The organism is Pseudomonas sp. JE3303 (assembly GCF_056312565.1).
In genome coordinates this window covers 75106-93249 of record NZ_JBWGIF010000007.1, presented here as the reverse complement: position 1 = coordinate 93249, position 18144 = coordinate 75106, and the positions used below count along the sequence as shown (strand labels likewise).

Sequence of the window (18144 nt, the reverse complement as noted above, 5' to 3'; positions counted from 1 at the left end):
GGAGCTTTGCAGAGTAACTCTGTTCCGGAGGCGCCGCCATGAAGACCCCGTTAAAGGGCTATGCCCTCAGCTCTCTTGTGCTGGCCATGTTCGGCTGGCACGCCAGCAGCGAGGCGGCCATCCAGTGCCAGCGCACGCTGGTGGCCAATGTCGTGGCGCTGGACCAGCCACTGATGTTCAACCGCTTGGGGGCGCAGAACGCCAATGGCATGATGTTCGCGCTGCAGCAGGATGTGGTCGACGAGCATAACGTGCCGCTGAGCAAGGGCGGGGCGGCAGTGCCGGGCAAGGTGACCCTGCGTCCGGACAAGCGGCCCCGGCCGATCGTATTGCGGGTGGCTGCCGGGGACTGCCTCACGGTCAACCTGACCAACCTGCTGGACTACCAGGCCAACCCCAACAAGCATGGCGCCGGGCACGACGAGAACGAGGTCGAGGGCGAGGAGGAAGAGGAGGGCGCCGAAGCGCCGGAGGCCAATGACGGCGCTGGCGAGCACTTCGTAGCCGACGAACAGGTCAGGGACCGCCATGTGGGCTTCCAGGTCAACGGCATGCAGGCGGTCAACGGCATCAGCGATATCGCCACCTATGCCGGGCGCAACCCCAACGCGCTAGTCACCCCGGGCTCTACCCGCACCTACACCTTGTATGCGGAGCGCGAAGGCGCCTTCGCCGCTACCAGCCACGGCGCCACCTTTGGCGGCGAGGGCAACGCGGGCAACGTCGCCAACGGCCTGTTCGGCCAGGTGGTGGTGGTGCCCAAGGGCGGGCGCATGTACCGCAATACCCTCACCGAAGAAGAAATGCGCCTGGCCACCACCGGCCGCGCGCCGACCGGCCAGCCGGTGATCAACTACGAGGCCCGCTACCCGCAGGTCCAGCCCTGGATCGCCGAAGGCAAGGCTGGGCTGCCAATCATCGCCATGGCCAACGGCAACGAGATCATCAGCAGCGAATCGGATGCCATCGTCATGGGCCCAAACCCTGATGGCAGCTTCCCACGCAGCACCTATCCGCTCGAGAGCATCAACAAGCGCAACCCGGCCGTGCCCAACCGGCTGGAACCCTTCCGTGACTTCGCTTCCCAGTTCGCTGACGAAGTGGCCGCCACCCAGGCCTTCCCCGGCTACTGGGCAGACCCGGTCATGGGCCACGTTCTCGAGCCAACACGTGATTCCTTCATGATCAACTACGGCTCCGGCGGCATGGGCGCCGAGGTCGTGGCCAACCGTCTGGGCGTAGGCCCGATGCACGACTGCCTGTCGTGCGCGTACGAGGAATTCTTCCTCAGCGCCCATACTGTTGGCGATGTGGCGATGCTGGTAGACGTGCCGGCCAACGTTGGCCTCGAGAACATCCGCCCAGGCGAGACCCCGCGGCCCGATCAGGTCGGCGTCAAGGCCAGCATGGCGCTGTATCCGGCCGAGCCTGCCAACGTCAACCACAGCTATATCGGCGACTTCGTCAAGTTCCGCAACAGCCACAACGGCCACGAACAGCACATCTTCCACCTGCACGGGCACCAGTGGCTGTTCAACCCCAACGACGACAACTCAGACTACATCGACGCCCAGGGCATCGGTCCGGGCGTGGGCTACACCTACGAGATCGCCAACGGCGGGTCGGGCAACCGCAACCGCGTGGCGGGCGATGCGATCTACCACTGCCACTTCTATCCGCACTTCGCCCAGGGCATGTGGGCCATGTGGCGGGTACACGACGTGTTCGAGGAAGGCACTCGCCTTGAGGTCAGCGGGCAGGGCGCCCAGGGCTACCACAGCACACCGTTTGCATTGCGCAGCGGCAAGCCGGCTGCCGGTGCACGGGCGTTGCCCGACGGCGAGATCGTCGCGGGTACGCCGATTCCGGCGATCGTGCCGTTACCCGGCAAGGCCATGGCGCCGATGCCGGGCAAGGTCGCCGTGGTGCCGAAACTCGCCGAGCAGCTGGTGGCTGGCCATGAAGAAGACGATGACGACGAGGAAGGCGACGACCACGACCATGAAGCCGCCGAGCCCAAGGCCATCGGCTCGCTGGCCCTGGTCGATCGCAGCGACACCAACCGCAACGCCGATGGCAGCCTGAAAAACCCAGGCTTCCCGTTCTGGATCGGCGGCATGGAAAGCAGCGTCGGCCAGCGTCCGCCAACCCCGCCGCTGGACATGCTCGACCCCGCGATGGCGCGCCAGCTGAAGAACAGCGGCAAGGCCCTGTGGGCGAATCTGGACGCCAACCAGGTCGATGGCTGGGACGGCGGCCTGGGCCGGCACGCACTGGACGGTGTCGCCGCTGGCGGGCATGCCGAGGTCACCACCACGGCGCTGGACTTCTCCAAGGTGCTCACCAAGGCCAAGGCGATCTACCTGCCAGAAGAAGGCACCGAGGTCGAGCAGGCGGCCATGCAGTTCCACGCCAAGCCCGAGCATGCAAGCTATGCGCTGTTGCCCGGCAGCCAGGTGGTGCCGCGCGCCTTCCGCACCAACGGTGCCTTGCCTACCGCCGGCGCGCCGTTCTTCGAGCCGTGCATGGACGACCGCGGCAAGCGCCTGACCCGCAACGGCGGGGCGGGTGAGTACAACAGCGGTGAGCGTGCGGACGGCATGAGCTTCCGTGGCTCGTCCGCCTTTACCGCCGACAGCCCGCGCATCTACAAGGGCGCCAACATCCAGTTCGACGCGGTGTACAACAAGGTCGGCTACCACTTCCCGCAGGCACGCATCATCGCCCTGTGGGAAGACGCCTGGCCGGTCATCACCAAGCAGCGTCCACCAGAGCCGCTGGTGATGCGCATGAACACCTTCGACTGCACCATGTACCAGCACACCAACCTGATCCCGTCCTTCTACGAGATGGACGACTACCAGGTGCGTACGCCCACCGACGTCATCGGCCAGCACATCCACCTGCCGAAATGGGACCTGACCGCGGCCGACGGCTCGGCCAACGGCTGGAACTATGAAGACGGCATTCTCTCGCCCGGCAGCGTGGTCGAGCGTATCCATGCCATCCGCGAGTACAACGAGTGCACCGAGGGCGACGCCCGGGACGGCACCGCAGCCTGCCCGAAAGCCAAGCAGCACCCGTTCTTCGGGCGCTACGGCCGCGCTGACTGGGTCGGCGCGCGGACGGCCATGCAGCGCTGGTTCGCGGACCCGCTGGTCAACGTGAACAACGTCGACCGGGGCTTGGGCACCATCTTTACCCACGACCACCTCGGCCCATCGACCCACCAGCAACTGGGTCTCTACGCCACCGTGCTGGCCGAGCCCGCCAACTCCACCTGGTACCACGGCGAGACCGGCGAGCAGCTATACAACCCGGCCATCCGCCAGGACGGCGGCCCTACCTCGTGGCAGGCGGTGATCAAGACCGGCGATCACGACGGAGATGGCCGCAACGACAGCTATCGCGAGTTCTTCCTGGAGTACAGCGACTTCCAGCATGCCTATGAAGCCGGGGTGTATGTCGGTGCCGGCCCTGATGGCGTGCCCAACGCCCAGGCGTTCCCGGCCAGCGCCGACAGCTTCCGCTACGCCATCAACCCGCCCGTGCGGCAAAAAGCGTCGAACCTGCTCGAAGCCGTGGTCGAATCGCGAGGTGGCCTGGCACCGGGTTGCCCGAGCCGGCCTTGCCCGCAGGCAATCTCGGTGGATGACCCTGGCATGTTCGTCGTCAACTACCGCAACGAGCCGCTTGCCCTGCGCGTCTTCGACCCCAACAAGGTCGCCCCGGACGGCAAGCGCGGCATGCAGGCAGACGGCCTGGGCGGTGACCTGGCCTATGCCATGCAGAGCCGTACCGACCGTGCGATCCCGGCGATGAACCTGGCGCCTTCTGCGATCACCTCGGCGGTCGGGCCAACCGGCGGCACCACGCGGTTCCCACCGCACATCAACAAGGGCAGCGAACCGGGCGACCCGTTCACCCCGATGCTGCGGACCTACTCGGGCGACAATGTGCGGCTGCGCGTTCATGCCGGGGGGCATGAAGAGGAGCACAACATCACGCTGCACGGGGTCAAGTGGCTGCAGAACGGCACGGGCTTCGGCAACAGCTCGAACTCGGGCTGGAAAGCCTCGCAGATGATCGGCATCTCAGAGCAGCTGGGCTTCATGGCGCCGGTCTCGATGATCTCCAGCTCTGCGGCGGCCAACGGCGACTACCTGTACTCGATGGACGCGGCCCTGGAAGGCTACTGGAACGGGATATGGGGGGTGATGCGCAACTACACCGCCCCGCGCAACGACCTGTTCCCGCTGCCGAACAACCCGCAACCCGTAGCCCAGCGCAACACCGTGGCGTTCGACGGGATCTGCCCGCGCAACACTGCCAACCCCAGCGGCATCGGTACGCGGCCAACGGTCAAGCGCAGCTATGAAGTGGTCGCGGCGCTGGCCAACGACATCCTCGAGAACCGTCACGGGGTCAGCCTTGCCGACCCTGCCGGTATCGGCCAGCATGTCGGCGGCCCGCTCAAGGCCAACGGCGGCACCCTGGTGTTCAACAGCCGCCGCACGTCGATTCCGCAGACCACCGTGGTGGACGAGGAAGATGGTGAAACCTTCACCATCGGTGGCCACAGCGCGCCGCTGCACGACCCGACCGCCGTGCTCTATGTGCGCAAGGCCGACCTTGACCCGGTCACTGGCAAGCTCAAGGCAGGCGTGCCGGTCGAACCCCTGGTACTGCGCGCCAACGCCGGCGACTGCATCAGCGTGACCCTGGAGAACCGCCTGCCGCTGGTCATGCCGGACCTGGCCAGCACCGCGGTGATGCAGAACGTGGTCAAGCGTGACCGCCATGGCAGCGAAGGCTCCACGGCCTTCAACAACAACATGATGCGTCCGTCCAGCCACATCGGCCTGCACGCCCAGCTGCTCAGCTATGACATCACCAAGTCCGACGGTGCCAACGTAGGGCTCAACCCGACCCAGACCGTGCCACCACGGTCCGGCAGCAGTGGCGCCTACCCGAGCAAGGTGTACCAGTACTACGCCGGTCACCTGGAGCGTGAAGGCAAGCCTGTGAGCCAGCTGGGCCGCACCGTGGACAACATCGAGACCACCGCCATCGAGTTCGGCGGCCTCAACCTGACCCCGGCCGATGTCATCAAGCAACCGCAGAAAGGCCTGGTCGGCGCCATGAGCATCCTGCCGCAGACCGCCACCTGGACCGAAGACGCGGCCAGCCGCGCCTCGGCCACGGTGCAGGTGAGCGGGCAGGCGGCCTACCGCGACTTCGTCACCGTCTGGCAACGGGCGATGAACATGCGCTGGGCCGATGGCCGGCCGGTCGAAGGCATCGCCACCGAGGGCAACGGCGTGCCGGGGGATCCGAAGGATAACGGCAACATGGCGATGAACTACAAGACCGAGCCGCTGTGGCTGCGCTTCGGCCTGGCTCCGGATGCGCCCTTCGGGCACGCCGACGGCAATGGCTTTGGCGATGTGCCAAACGCCCACATGGCCTACAGCAATGCCCTGGTCGGGGGCGATCCACAAACCCCGATCCTCTGGGCCAAGCCTGGCCAGCCGCTGCGCAACCACATCCTGATGCCAAGCGGGGGGAGCCGCGGCATCACCTACCAACTGGACGGGCACCTCTGGCCGCTGCACGCCTACCAGTCCGAGAAGAGCGATCTGGACGGCTACCCCATGAGCTTGCCGGGGATCGGCTCGGTGCGCTTCGGCTACAACCCGATGCAGATGTACATCGGCGCCCAGGAGAGCGTGCTGCCAGCGGCGCACTTCAGCTTCATGGTGCCCAGTGCCGGGGGTGCCAACGCGGTGCCGGGGGACTACCTGTTCCGAGACTACGCAGCCTATGGCAACACCTCGGGGCTCTGGGGACTGCTGCGGGTGACCAACGAAGCGCCGCCAGCCACGGCCCCGGCGCAATAAGAAGAAACACAGGGGGAGCATGGACATGAAAAAGAAAAACCGCTCCGCGTACCTAGGGATTCTGGTGGGGGTAGCGCTGATCGGCCTGGGCTTGGGCGTGGCGTACGAGAAGTTCTGGTACGACCCGCACGGCTTGCTGCAGGAGTCTGCCGAAGAGCAGGCCCTGCACCGGCTGAGCAGGGATGGGGTGACCGTGGAGTTCGAGGCGCGGCCACTGGAAGGCACCGAGCTGCGCGAAGGGGCCTTTGCCAACGTGCGCTTCAAGGTGACCGAGCAGAGCAGCGGCCAGCCGTTGTCCGGCATGGCACCTGGCGCGTGGCTGGACCCGGCGCAGAACGCGCCGGCCGAGGGCACCCGCGACGCGAGCTGCAAGGCGAGGGTGGCGCTGTTTCTCAAAAGCAGCATCGGCGCGCGTCCCTTGCTCGACCTCAACAGCTACTTCCTGCTGGTGCTGAACAAGGATGCCAGCCTGACGGTGATCGACCCGACGGTATCGGTGGGCGGTGTCACCAGCACCCTGGCGCGCATCGAGCTGCCCGGCAAGCCCATGGACTGGGTCGCCGCCAGCGATGACCGCCAGGTGTTCGTGTCCATGCCTGACCTGGGCCAGGTCGCGGTGATCGACACCGAGACCTTCCGCCGGGTCGCCAGCCTGGACGCTGGCGAGCAACCGGTGCGCGTCACCCTGCAGCCGGACCAGCGCCGGCTGTGGGTCGGCAACAACAGCCAGGACCCGGCCAAGGGCGGGGTCTCGGTGATCGATGTGCCCAGCCGCAGTACCCTGAAATTCTTCAATACCGGCAGCGGGCACCATGAGATCGCCTTCAGCGGCGACTCGCGCTTCGCCTACGTGAGCAATCGCGACAGCGGCACCCTGAGCATCATCGACATCGCCGAGATGCGCATCGTCAAGACCCTGGAAGTGGGGCCGCACCCGCTGTCGGTGTCCTACTCGGCGCTGTCCCAGGCGGTCTACGTGGCGGATGGCCAGGAGGGCACCATCAGCGTCATCGATGCCCGCAGCCATCAGTTGCGGCACAAGGTCAAGGCCGAGCAGGGCCTGGGCCCGATGCGCTTCAGCAGCGACGGACGCTTCGGCATCGTGCTCAATACCCTGGAAAACCAGGCGCTGGTGATCGATGCCAGCAACGACCGGCTGATCCACCGTATCCCGGTGGCGGCCGAACCCTACCAACTGACGTTCACCAAGGGCTATGCCTACGTGCGTGGCCTGGCCTCGCCCAAGGTCAGCATGATCAACCTGGGTAGCCTGGGCGAGGGGCGCGAGCCGATCGTCCAGGGATTCGAGGCTGGTCCCGCCGCGCCGCGCCAGGCCGGCGACCTGCCACTGGCCCAGGGCCTGAGCGTGGCCCGCGATGACAACTCGGTGTTCGTGGTCAACCCGGTGGACAACACCACCTACTTCTACGCCGAAGGCATGAACGCACCGATGTCGGGCTACACCAACCGCGGCCACGAGGCGCGCGCCGCGATCGTCATCGACCGCAGCCTGCGCGAGGTGGCGCCGGGGGTGTATGGCTCGACCATCAAGATGCCGGCGGCAGGCAAGTTCGACGTGGCCTTCCTGCTCAACCAGCCGCAGATCATCCACTGCTTCAGCACCGAGGTTGCGCCTGCCCCGGGCGCCGCCAAGCGCCAGGGCGTACGGGCGGAGTTTCTTGCCGGCAGCCAGCCGGTGACAGAGCACAGCGCCTATACCGCCAAGGTGCGGATCATGGGCGAGGACGGCAAGCCGCGCACCGGTCTCAAGGACCTGAGCGTGCGCTACTTCCTGGCGCCATCGTCATTGGCCCGCAGCGTGACCTTCAACGAGGTCGGCCACGGGGTCTACGAGGCCACGCTGAAACTGGCCGGGGCGGGGGCGTGGTACCTGCACCTGCAGTCGCCGTCGCTGGGCCGCCGCTTCACGGAACAGAACTACACCAGCCTGCGCGTCCTGCCAGCCGCGCCGTCTACCGCTTCCCATGGGGATTCGAGGAGTGTCCGATGAACGCCTTGCACCACGCGAAACTGCTCAGCCTGGGCCTGCTCCTGGCCAGCAACCTGGCCCTGGCCCACGCCGGTCATGACCACGATGCCCATGCCAAGCACCAGGCCCCGGCGGCGCACCATGAAAAAGCCGACGTGCGCTTCGCCGACGTCGGGCTGCTGGACCAGGACGGCATGCCGGTGCGCCTCGAGAAGGACCTGGTCGGCGATCGCCTCGTCGTCATGGGCTTCATCTACACCAGCTGCACCACGGTCTGCCCAGTGGTGTCCTCGATCATGGGCAAGGTCCAGCAACAGCTGGGTGGGCGGGTAGGCGAAGAAGTGCAGCTGGTGTCGATCAGCGTCGACCCGCAGCGCGATGATCCCAAGCGCCTGCAAGGCTACGCCAAGGCGTTCCAGCATGGGCCCGGCTGGAGCTGGGTGACCGGCTCGTCCTACGCCATCACCGAGACGCTCAAGGGCCTGGGCAGCTTCAGCGCCGACCTGACCCAGCACCCGCCGCTGATTCTCGTCGGTGACGGCCGCACCGGACGCTGGACGCGCTATTACGGCTTTACCGATCCCGCGGTGCTGATCAGCGAAATCGACCGTCTCAGCGCCCACCGCGTGCACGCCCGCCACACCGCGATCGCCGGTACACCCGACAGCCTGGAGGTGCAGCCATGAACAGCCAACGCCGTGATCGCCACGGCCTGCAACGCTTGGACTGGATGGCGCTGGCCGCCTGCCTCTGGGTCTACTCCTCGGTGGGCATCGCCCATGAAGGCCATGCCCCTGCCGCGCCGCCGGCCGCCGCTGCCGAACCCGCTGCGGCGTCCGCCAGCAGCAGCGGCACACGCGATCCCGAGGCCTGGTTCACCGACACGGTGCTCAAGGACCAGAACGGCCGGGAACTGCGCTTCTACAGCGATGTGCTCAAGGGCAAGGTGGTGATGCTCAACGTGATCTTCACCCACTGCAGCGATGCGTGCCCACTGATTACCCGCAAGCTGCGCGAGGTGCGCGAGGCCATGGGTGAGGAAGTCGCCAGCCAGGTGACCTTCATCTCCATCAGCAGCGATCCAGTGAACGACACCCCCGAGGTGCTCAAGGCCTTTGCCCAGAAGCAGGGTGTGGACGGCCCGAACTGGCTGTTCCTGACCGGCGACAAGGCCCAGGTCGACCTGGTGCTCGGGCGCCTGGGGCACTTCCTGCCCAGCCCCGAGCAGCATTCGACCCAGTTGATCGCCGGTGACGTGGCTGGCAAGCGCTGGAGCAAGATCCGCCCGGATGCCCCGGCCACGGCGATTGCCCAGCGCATGCAGCTGCTTGCCCAACCCCTGGCGGGTCGGTGAGCGCCGTGGGCCGGCTACTGGCGTTGTGCATCGGGCTGAGCCTGAGCTGCGCGGTCGCGGCCCTTGAACTTACCCCCGCGGAGGAGGCTGGCAAACGTTTGTACCGTGAGGGGGTGTCGAGCAGCGAGGCGCAGGTGATGGCGCGGGTCGGGGCCAGCGACATGCTGGTGCCGGCCAGTGTGCTGCCCTGCGCCGGATGCCACGGCAACGACGGCCGCGGCAGGGTCGAAGGCAGCGTGCGCCCGCCATCACTGGAATGGCAACGGCTGGCCTTGGGGCAGGGTGACCGCGAAGCCAACGGCCGCAGTTACCCGGCCTATGCCGAGGGCAGCCTGGCGCGGGCCGTCCAGGAGGGCGTGGATCCTGCCGGCAATCGCCTCGACCCCGCCATGCCACGGTTTGTGCTGAGCATGGCGGACCAGCGCAACCTCACTGCTTACCTCAAGCGCTTTGGCGAGGAGCGCGATCCTGGGGTGGAGGACGACATCCTGCGCCTCGGTACCCTGTTGCCGGAACAAGGCCCGCTGGCCGAAGCCGGCCGGGTGATGCGCGCGGTGCTCGAGGACGGTATCGAGCAGCTCAACCTCCAGGGTGGGGTGCACGGCCGGCGCCTGCAACTGGTGTCGCTCGATCCCGGTAGGGACCAGGCCAGCGGCGAGCTCGCCCTGGCCCGGCTGATCGGGCAGGAGCGGGTGTTCGCGTTGATCGCGCCGCTGGCGCCGATGCTCGATACCCAGCTGGGCAGCCTGCTGGAACAGGCCGGAGTACCGCTGATTGGCAGCACACCACGCGGCGGTGGCAGCGCGCAGGTGTTCGACCCGCTGCCCGATCTGCGCGACCAGCTGCTGAGCCTGGCCAGTTATGGACGCGAGGCCTTGAAGCTGGCCCCAGGCACGCTCCGGGTGGTGTACGCGGGGGACGATCAGGCAGTGCATGCCCAAGCGTTGCAGGCGCGGCTGCAACAGCTGGGTTGGGAGCCGCTGCCAGTGCAGGCCTACAGCGGCGAGGCGGTGGACGGGCAGGGGCTGTTCTTCCTCGGCCGCGGCGCGGCCTTCAGCGACCTGACTGGGCGTTTGCAGGCTGCCGGGCAGGCGCCCTATCTGTTCGCGGCCTCGAGCCAGGTCGCCAGCACGATCGCCGGCCTGGCGCCGGCCTGGTCGGAGAAGGTGTTCCTGGCCTATCCGTTCGTGCCTGGTGACTGGACCGGGCAGGGCCGGGCGGCGATCACCGCGCTGCAGAAACGCCAGGGGCTGGACGGGCGCCAAGGCTCGTTGCAGGTGACTACCTGGTGCGCCTTCCGGCTGTTCACCGAAGCATTGCGCCAGGTGGGCCGCGATGCCAGCCGCGAGCAGCTGGTCCTGGCACTGGAAGGCCTTCACGACGTCCATACCGGCCTGACCCCGGCGCTGGGCTTCGGCCCTGGTCGCCGCCACGGCCTGGCCGGTGCCCATGTGGTCTCGGTGGCGATGGCGCCATCGGCCGGGCTGCAATTCCGCGCTGTCGCTCCATACCGGCCGGTGCCGGATATCCCTTGAGAGGAAATTGCCATGCGTATCGTGCTGCTCTGGCTGCTGGTGCTGTTGGTGGTGGGCGTTGTTCAACTGTCGTGGGCCGGCCCGGCCCCTGTCGCGCGGGTCAATGGCGTGGACATCAGTGTCATGCGCCTGGAACGTTACTTTACCGATTACCTGCAGGGCCAGGGCCGTGCGGTCACCAGCATCCGCAGCCCGACGCTGTACAAACGCCTGCGCGAGGAGGCCCTGGACGAGCTGATCGACAAGGAACTGCTGTGGCAGGAGGCCCAGCGCCGTGGCGTGGAGGTAACCGATGCCCAGGTGGCAGCGTTTGTCGGCGAAGTCGAAAAGCTCTTCGGGACCCCGGAAATCTTTGTCCAGCGCCTGTCCGAGGCGGGTTTCGATCGCGCAAGCTTCGCCGACTACACTCGTCACGAGATGGCGGCCCAGCAGGTCTTCGCGCAGTTGTCGGCCGTCGAAGCGCCGAGTGAGGAACAGGTAGAAGCCTATTTCGCGGCCAACCGTGAACGCTTGCAGAACCCGCAAGACCCCGAGAACCAAAGTGATAGTGATTTGGTCATACGTGAACAAGGGCTGGGGCTGGCCAGGGTTGCGCTTGTGGGTCAGCTCGAGGCCCAGGCCCGGCAAACGGTGCGACAGCGATTGCGCGCCTCGGCGCAGATAGAACGGGTGCAATGATGCCGCTGTTTCCCCCATAGTTGGGGTCAACCCTAGGGGCACAGTGCCATTACCTTCCCCGAGGTTGGGGGCAGGGGAATCGGCGCAGCCGGGGGAAACCTGCGAAATCAAAGACATACAGTGGTGCAACATAACACTTCAAGCCTGGCACGAAGTCTGCGTAAGCCCTATCAAGGCCGCACTTCGAGGCCCGGGCAACCGGGCAGTTCTTAGGAGTCGACCTTGGTGAACAGAGTATTGGTTGTCGATGACGAGCAGACCCTCGCGCAAAACCTGCAGGCTTACCTGCAGACGCAAGGCCTGGACGTCCATGTTGCCCACGACGGCGCCAGTGGAATCGAACTGGCAGCACAGCTGGCGCCGGATGTGATTGTGCTCGATTTCCGCTTGCCCGATATGGAGGGGTTTCAGGTCCTGGAAGCTGTACGCAAGAACAGGGACTGTCATTTCGTGCTGATCACCGCCCACCCGACCGCCGAGGTCCGTGAGCGGGCCGCCGAGCTGAGGGTCACGCATGTCCTGTTCAAGCCGTTCCCGATGGTGGAGCTGGCGCGTGCGGTATTCGACCTGATGGGCATCGAGCGCAGACGCAGGGCCACGGACACGCCGGCAGAGGGTTTCGTCGAGGGACGCCAATCGAGGAACGAAACGTTCCCCCTGCAGTTGTACGATGGCAGCTGGGTCTTGGCCGATCGCCGACGCAATGGCGCGCAGCCTCCCGAACCTGACGACACACTGCATATCCGGGAATAGCGGCGCCCGCAGCCTGTACCTGCGACGCGCCCCCGAGCGGAGTCGCAGGTTATGTCACAAACAGTCGATAACGAGTTGACCCCGTCGCGGGCACACCTCTGTTCAGCCTACCCCCGCGAACTCCTGGCCCAGGCGCGCAGCCAGGCCGGCGACGAACGCCTCCTCGCCTGCCTTGAACGCCTCTCCACCGACACCCCCGCCACCTTCATCCAGCGCCTGGCCGTCACCCTGCATTACCCGGTGCTCGACACCCAGGCCCTGTTCGCCAGTACCCCACTGTTCGAGCGCGTCAGCCTGGCCCAATGCCTCAAGCGCGAGTTCATCCTGGTCCAGCACCAGGGCCAGGCCATCGGCGTGTTCGCCGACCCCTTCGACAGCGCCCGCCTGACCTGGGCCGACGACCGCCTGCAAGGTGCGCCGCTGTACCTGGTGCACGCAACCGACCTGGCCGCCTACCTCGCACGCCATGAAGAAAGCTTTCACGCCGTCGACTCCCTGGACGGCGACGCCGAGGCCGGTGCCGAGGCCGATCACCTGCAAAGCCTGTCGCTGGCCAGCATCAGCGAAGACCAGAGCCGGGTGGTCAAGCTGGTCAACTCGACGCTGTACGACGCGCTCAAGATGCACGCCAGCGACATCCACCTGGGCATGACCGGCCACGGCCTGGTGATCAAGTACCGTATCGACGGCGTGCTCAACAGCGCCGGCAAGGCCAGCGGCAGCACCTTTGCCGACCAGGTGATCTCACGCATCAAGGTCATGGCCGAGTTGGACATCGGGGAAAAGCGCGTGCCCCAGGATGGCCGCTTCAAAGTCGCCATCAGCAATCGCCAGGTCGACTTCCGCGTCTCGATCATGCCCAGCATCTTCGGTGAAGACGCCGTGTTGCGGGTGCTCGACAAACAGGACCTGTCCGACCGTGTCAGTGGCGTGCAGCTGCAGGCCCTGGGTTTCGAGGACCACACCCTGCGCAGCCTGCGCCGGCTCGCCGCCGAACCCTACGGGATGATCCTGGTAACCGGCCCGACTGGCAGCGGCAAGACCACCACGCTCTACGCCATGATCAGCGAGATCAACCACGGCGTGGACAAGATCGTCACTATCGAAGACCCGGTCGAATACCAGCTGCCCGGCGTGCTGCAGATTCCGGTCAACGAGAAGAAAGGCCTGACGTTCGCCCGCGGCCTGCGCTCGATCCTGCGCCACGATCCCGACAAGATCATGGTCGGTGAGATCCGTGACCCGGACACCGCGCAGATCGCCGTGCAGTCGGCCCTTACCGGGCACCTGGTGTTCACCACCATCCACGCCAACAACGTGTTCGACGTCATCGGCCGCTTCAGCCAGATGCAGGTCGACCCCTACAGCTTTGTCTCGGCGCTCAACGCGGTGCTGGCACAGCGCCTGATTCGCCTGGCCTGCACCCATTGCGCCAGTGCCTGGCAACCCGATGCAGAGACCCTGGTGGCCTCGGCCCTCAGCCCCGAGGCGGTCGCTGGCTGGCGCTTTGTCCGCGTCCAGGGTTGCGGCCAGTGCCGGGGCAGTGGCTATCGCGGCCGCACGGCGATCGCCGAGCTGCTGCTGCTCGATGACGACCTGCGCCAGATGATCGTCGAACGCCGCCCGCTGGCACAGATCAAGACGCTGGCCTGCCAGCGCGGCCTGCGCCTGTTGCGCGGCTCGGCGCTGGACCTGGTCCGTGAAGGACGTACCACGCTTGAGGAGATCAACCGTGTCACATTTATTGCCTGATCGGTATTGCGCCGTACTCGGCGCCGAAGGGGTGGGCCTGGGCCGCTGGCACGGGCGTGAACACCAGTGGCTGGGCAGCCGCGACTTCAGTTGCGACGCTGACCAGCCCGCCTGGGAGCCGGCCCTCGAGGCCCTCGGCCACTTGCTGGTCGAACACCGTATCCAGCGCGGCCAGTTGCGCGTGCTGCTGTCGGCCCGCTACAGCCGCTTCTGCCTGGTGCCCTGGAGCGAGGTCATTGGCCGCCCCACCGAGCTGCAGGGCTACGCCCAGGCCTGCTTCGAGAACCTCTACGGCCAATCGCTGGATGATTGGCAGGTGGTGCTCTCGCCAGAGTCGGCGGGCCGGGCGCGCATCGCCACGGCATTGCCCCAGGCCCTGCTGCAGGGCCTGAATACCCTGAGCAGCCGCGCCAAGCTCAGCCTGCGCTCGGTGCAGCCTTACCTGATGGCGGCGTACAACCGCTGCGCGGCACTGCTGGAGCAAGGCGACTTTCTCTTCGTGCTGGCCGAGCCGCGCCGCAGCGTGTTGTTGCTGGCCGCTGGTGGCGCCTGGCAGCAGGTGCTGGCCCAGGGCTGCGCTGACACCGACCAGGCGCTGCAGGCCCTGATCGAACGCACGTGCGAGCTGTACGGCGGGCAGATGCCGCGGGTGTTCCTGCATGCTCCGGGCCGTCAGGACATGCCTGCCGTACGGGCGGTGCGCCTGTGCCCTGTGGTCGGCAACGCTGATCCACTGTGCGCCATGTGGCGAGCGGTGGCTTGAGATGCGCGCCCTGGACCTGGAGTTCCAGCCCCGGCGCAGCAGCCCCCTGGCCTGGACGCTGCTTGCCATTGGTATCGGTCTGCTGCTGGTGCTGCTGGTTGCCCAGCAACTGTGGCAGGCCGAGCAGCAGGCCCTTGAGGCGCAGGTGCTGCGGCTCGAGCAGCAATTGGGCCGGCGCCCGGCCGGCAATGCGCCACAAAACACCACCGCCAACCGCGAACAGGCCGAACGACTAGCACAGATGCGCAGCGTTTCGCAGCAGCTGCAAAGGCCATGGGAGCAGCTGTTCAGCACGCTCGAACGCTTGCCCCAGGACGATGTGGCACTGCTGGCCCTGACCCCGGACGCGCGCAAAGGCCAGCTGCGTATCAGCGCCGAGGCCCGCAACCTCGAAGCCATGCTGCAGTTCCACAAACGCCTGGAAAGCATCGACCAGCTGCGTGACGTCTCGCTGCTCAACCACGAGATCAACGCCAAGCAGCCCGAGCATCCCGTGCAGTTCAACCTGTCCGCCACCTGGGAGACCGGCAATGCGCATCCCTAGCCTGATACTTCACGAGCAACTGCGCCGCCTTGGCCGCGCAGGCCTGGGCGCGGTGCTGTTGCTGCTGCTCGCCGTGCTCGTGGCGCTGTTCGCCGTGCTGCCCCAGTGGCAGCAGGTTCGCCAGCTACGGGCCTCGGCGGCCGACGCCACGGTGCAGGTACAGCGCCTGCAGCGCGGAGAGCTCAAGGTCGAGATCAAGCCCGAGCAGCAAGCCCTGGACAGCCTGCGCGAAAAAATGCCCGGCCAGCCCCAGGCCAGTGAACTGATTGATCGCCTGTACCGCCTGGCCCGCGCCGAGCGCATCACCCTGGCACGCGGCGAATATGCCCTGGGCGTCGATCCCAAGACGCAGCTGGCGCGCTACCAGATCCTGCTGCCGGTACGCGGCAGCTATCCGCAGATCCGTGGCTTCCTGCAAGCCTTGCTCGGCCAGCTGCCGACCTTGGTCATCGAAGACCTGGAGCTGCAACGCAAACGCATCGGTGATGACCAGCTCAGCGGTCGTCTGCGCATGACCCTTTACCTGTCGAGGTCGTGATGAACAGCCAACGTGCAGTGATCTGGATAGCGTTCCTCGGCACCAGCGCGGTACTGGCCTGGGCGCCGGGGCACTGGTTCGGCGATGCGCCGGAGGAGGTGGCCGCTGCGCGCCCGGCGCCGGCCAAGACCCATGTGGAGTCCAAGCCCGTCCGGCCTGTGCTAAGCCATGCCGCCTCGAGCAACCTGTTTCCCAGCCAGCGCTGGAGCGCAGCGCCCACCGTGACCACGGTCACCGAGCAACCCGTGGCCGCAGTCGCCGAGGCCTTGGTGCCCACCGCGCCCGTACTGCCGTTCCAGTTCGTCGGCCGCCTGGCCGATCGCCTAGACCAGCAAGTGTTCCTGCAGAACGGCGAGAAGCTCTACGTGGTGCGCCAGGGCGACGTGATCGACGATACCTACCGCATCGAGCAGATCTCCGCCACGGAGCTGAACCTGGTCTACCTGCCTCTGCATCTGTCCCAGACCCTGTCTGTCGGGAGCGCACCATGAAGACATCGACGCTGTGCAAACCCGCCCCGTTCCTGCTGCTGGCCCTGTGCGTTGCCATCGCTGGCTGCGGCACCAGTGCCGCGCGCAAGGACGGCCAGGCGCTGATCAAGGACGGCCAGTACGAGGCGGGTATCGCCCGCATCGAAGAGGCGCTGCGCGATGACCCGCGCGACACCGAGCTGAACATTGCCCTGGCCCATGGCCGCCAGACGGCCGTCGAGAGCCTGCTCACCCAGGCCGACAGTGACCGCTCGCGGCATGACTTTGCCAACGCGCGCATGGGCTACGGCCGCGTCCTGACCCTGGAGCCCAACAACCGCCGGGCGCTGGAAGGCGTGCGCCAGATCGAGCAGGTCCGCAACCTCGGCGAGCGCACGGCCATGGGCCAGGCGGCGCTGCGCCAGGGCGACCTGTTCGGCGCCGAGCGGCACATGCGCGAAGTGCTGCGGCTAGACCCGCAGAACGAGGGCGGGCTGGCCCTGCGCCGTGACATCGAGAACGTCCAGGCGCGCACCGCCCAGCCGTTCCCGCAGCTGCGCAGCAAGCTTGACCGGCCGGTGACCCTTGAATTCCGCGACGCCAACCTGAAGACTATCTTCGAAGTGCTGTCCCAGGTGGCCGGGCTCAACTTCATCTTCGACAAGGACCTGCGTCCCGACATGAAGGCCACCATCTTCGTGCGCGACGTGCGCATCGAGGACGCCGTGGCGCTGCTGCTGGACCAGAACCAGCTGCACCAGAAGATCGTCAATGACAACACCGTGCTGATCTACCCCGATTCACCGCAGAAGACCAAGGACTACCAGGAACTGGTCATGCGCACCTTCTACCTGACCAGCATCGACGCCAACACCGCGATGAACATGGTCAAGACCATGCTCAAGACCCGCGACGTGTTTGTCGACGAACGCCTCAACACCATGACCATCCGTGATACCCCCGACGCCATCCGCATGGCCGAGAAGCTGCTGCAGTCCCAGGACCAGTCCAACCCCGAAGTGGTGCTGGAAGTGGAGGTGATGGAGGTGGCGCGCTCGCGCATTCTCGAGCTGGGCCTGCAGTGGCCCAACACCTTTGGCGTGCTCAACAACGAAGGCAACGGGGTGACGGTGCTCGACCAGCTGCGGGGGATCAACTCCGGCCGGATCACCATCGCGCCCTCGCCCCAGGCCAAGATCAACGCCCAGGACAACGACATCAATACCCTGGCCAGCCCGGTGATCCGCGTCAGCAACCGCGAGCAGGCGCGCATCCACATCGGCCAGCGGGTGCCGATCATCAGCGCCACCTCGGTGCCTTCCACCCAAGGCCCGGTGATCACCGAAAGCGTCACCTACCTGGACGTGGGTCTCAAGCTCGAAGTGCAGCCAGTGGTGCACCTGAACAACGAAGTGGCGATCAAGATTGCCCTCGAAGTCAGCAACGCCACCCCGCTGGAGCCTACACGCCAGGGCACCATTCCGGTCCAGGTCGACACTCGTAACGCGCAGACCAGCCTGCGCCTGCACGACGGCGAGACGCAGATCCTGGCGGGACTGGTGCGCAACGACCACGGTGCCAGCGGCAACAAGATCCCGGGCCTGGGTGATATTCCCGGCGTCGGCAGGCTGTTCGGCAGCAACAAGGACAACATGAGCAATTCCGAGCTGGTGCTGTCGATCACCCCGCGCATCGTGCGCAACCTGCCGTACCAGAGCCCCTCGGACATGGAGTTCGCCACCGGCACCGAGACCAGCATGCAGATCCGCCAGATGGCCCGGCCACTGGATGCGCCCGCCGAGCCCTCGGGCGAGCCCATGGAGTCGCAGCCGATGGTTGCTACCCCGGCCGGCGGGAGCCGCTAGTC

Annotated in this window: 13 protein-coding genes; all 13 read left to right on the top strand. The window is 66.6% G+C overall.

Annotation, left to right across the window (positions count from 1 at the left end; all coding sequences use genetic code 11):
• Positions 1-38 precede the first annotated feature (38 nt).
• The 13 genes from mnxG (at position 39) to AC0ZZU_RS11715 (ending at position 18142) form a co-directional block, all read left to right on the top strand.
• Positions 39-5900: a manganese-oxidizing multicopper oxidase MnxG gene (gene mnxG / locus AC0ZZU_RS11775; RefSeq protein ID WP_476340829.1), complete on the top strand. Its 5862-nt coding sequence runs from the start codon at positions 39-41 to the stop codon at positions 5898-5900.
• 25 nt (positions 5901-5925) lie between these two features.
• Complete coding sequence (locus AC0ZZU_RS11770; protein ID WP_476340828.1) at positions 5926-7911, top strand: YncE family protein; 1986 nt, start codon at positions 5926-5928, stop codon at positions 7909-7911.
• Complete coding sequence (locus AC0ZZU_RS11765; RefSeq protein WP_476340827.1) at positions 7908-8576, top strand: SCO family protein; 669 nt, start codon at positions 7908-7910, stop codon at positions 8574-8576. Before AC0ZZU_RS11770 ends, AC0ZZU_RS11765 begins: the two co-directional genes overlap by 4 nt.
• A complete protein-coding gene (locus AC0ZZU_RS11760; protein ID WP_476340826.1) occupies positions 8573-9244 on the top strand; it encodes an SCO family protein in 672 nt (223 codons plus the stop codon). The genes AC0ZZU_RS11765 and AC0ZZU_RS11760 overlap by 4 nt, the downstream gene beginning before the upstream one ends.
• A 5-nt stretch (positions 9245-9249) precedes the next feature.
• The gene (locus tag AC0ZZU_RS11755) at positions 9250-10779 is read left to right on the top strand and encodes an ABC transporter substrate-binding protein (protein WP_476340825.1); all 1530 of its coding nucleotides are present in this window, start codon (positions 9250-9252) and stop codon (positions 10777-10779) included.
• A 12-nt stretch (positions 10780-10791) separates the two neighbouring features.
• Positions 10792-11457, top strand: a complete 666-nt coding sequence (locus AC0ZZU_RS11750; RefSeq protein ID WP_476340824.1) for a SurA N-terminal domain-containing protein — start codon at positions 10792-10794, stop codon at positions 11455-11457.
• A 222-nt stretch (positions 11458-11679) separates the two neighbouring features.
• Complete coding sequence (locus AC0ZZU_RS11745) at positions 11680-12210, top strand: response regulator (protein WP_476340822.1); 531 nt, start codon at positions 11680-11682, stop codon at positions 12208-12210.
• Between the two features lie 51 nt (positions 12211-12261).
• Positions 12262-13962, top strand: coding sequence for a GspE/PulE family protein (locus AC0ZZU_RS11740; protein ID WP_476340821.1), 1701 nt, complete (start codon positions 12262-12264; stop codon positions 13960-13962).
• A complete protein-coding gene (locus AC0ZZU_RS11735; protein WP_476340820.1) occupies positions 13943-14725 on the top strand; it encodes a hypothetical protein in 783 nt (260 codons plus the stop codon). The genes AC0ZZU_RS11740 and AC0ZZU_RS11735 overlap by 20 nt, the downstream gene beginning before the upstream one ends.
• A 1-nt stretch (position 14726) precedes the next feature.
• Positions 14727-15269 carry a PilN domain-containing protein gene (locus AC0ZZU_RS11730; protein WP_476340819.1) on the top strand — a complete coding sequence of 181 codons (543 nt, stop codon included), beginning with the start codon at positions 14727-14729 and terminating at the stop codon, positions 15267-15269.
• Complete coding sequence (pilO, locus tag AC0ZZU_RS11725; RefSeq protein ID WP_476340818.1) at positions 15256-15807, top strand: type 4a pilus biogenesis protein PilO; 552 nt, start codon at positions 15256-15258, stop codon at positions 15805-15807. Before AC0ZZU_RS11730 ends, pilO begins: the two co-directional genes overlap by 14 nt.
• The gene (locus tag AC0ZZU_RS11720) at positions 15807-16298 is read left to right on the top strand and encodes a hypothetical protein (RefSeq protein WP_476340817.1); all 492 of its coding nucleotides are present in this window, start codon (positions 15807-15809) and stop codon (positions 16296-16298) included. The genes pilO and AC0ZZU_RS11720 overlap by 1 nt, the downstream gene beginning before the upstream one ends.
• Positions 16295-18142: a secretin N-terminal domain-containing protein gene (locus tag AC0ZZU_RS11715; protein WP_476340816.1), complete on the top strand. Its 1848-nt coding sequence runs from the start codon at positions 16295-16297 to the stop codon at positions 18140-18142. Before AC0ZZU_RS11720 ends, AC0ZZU_RS11715 begins: the two co-directional genes overlap by 4 nt.
• Positions 18143-18144 lie beyond the last annotated feature (2 nt).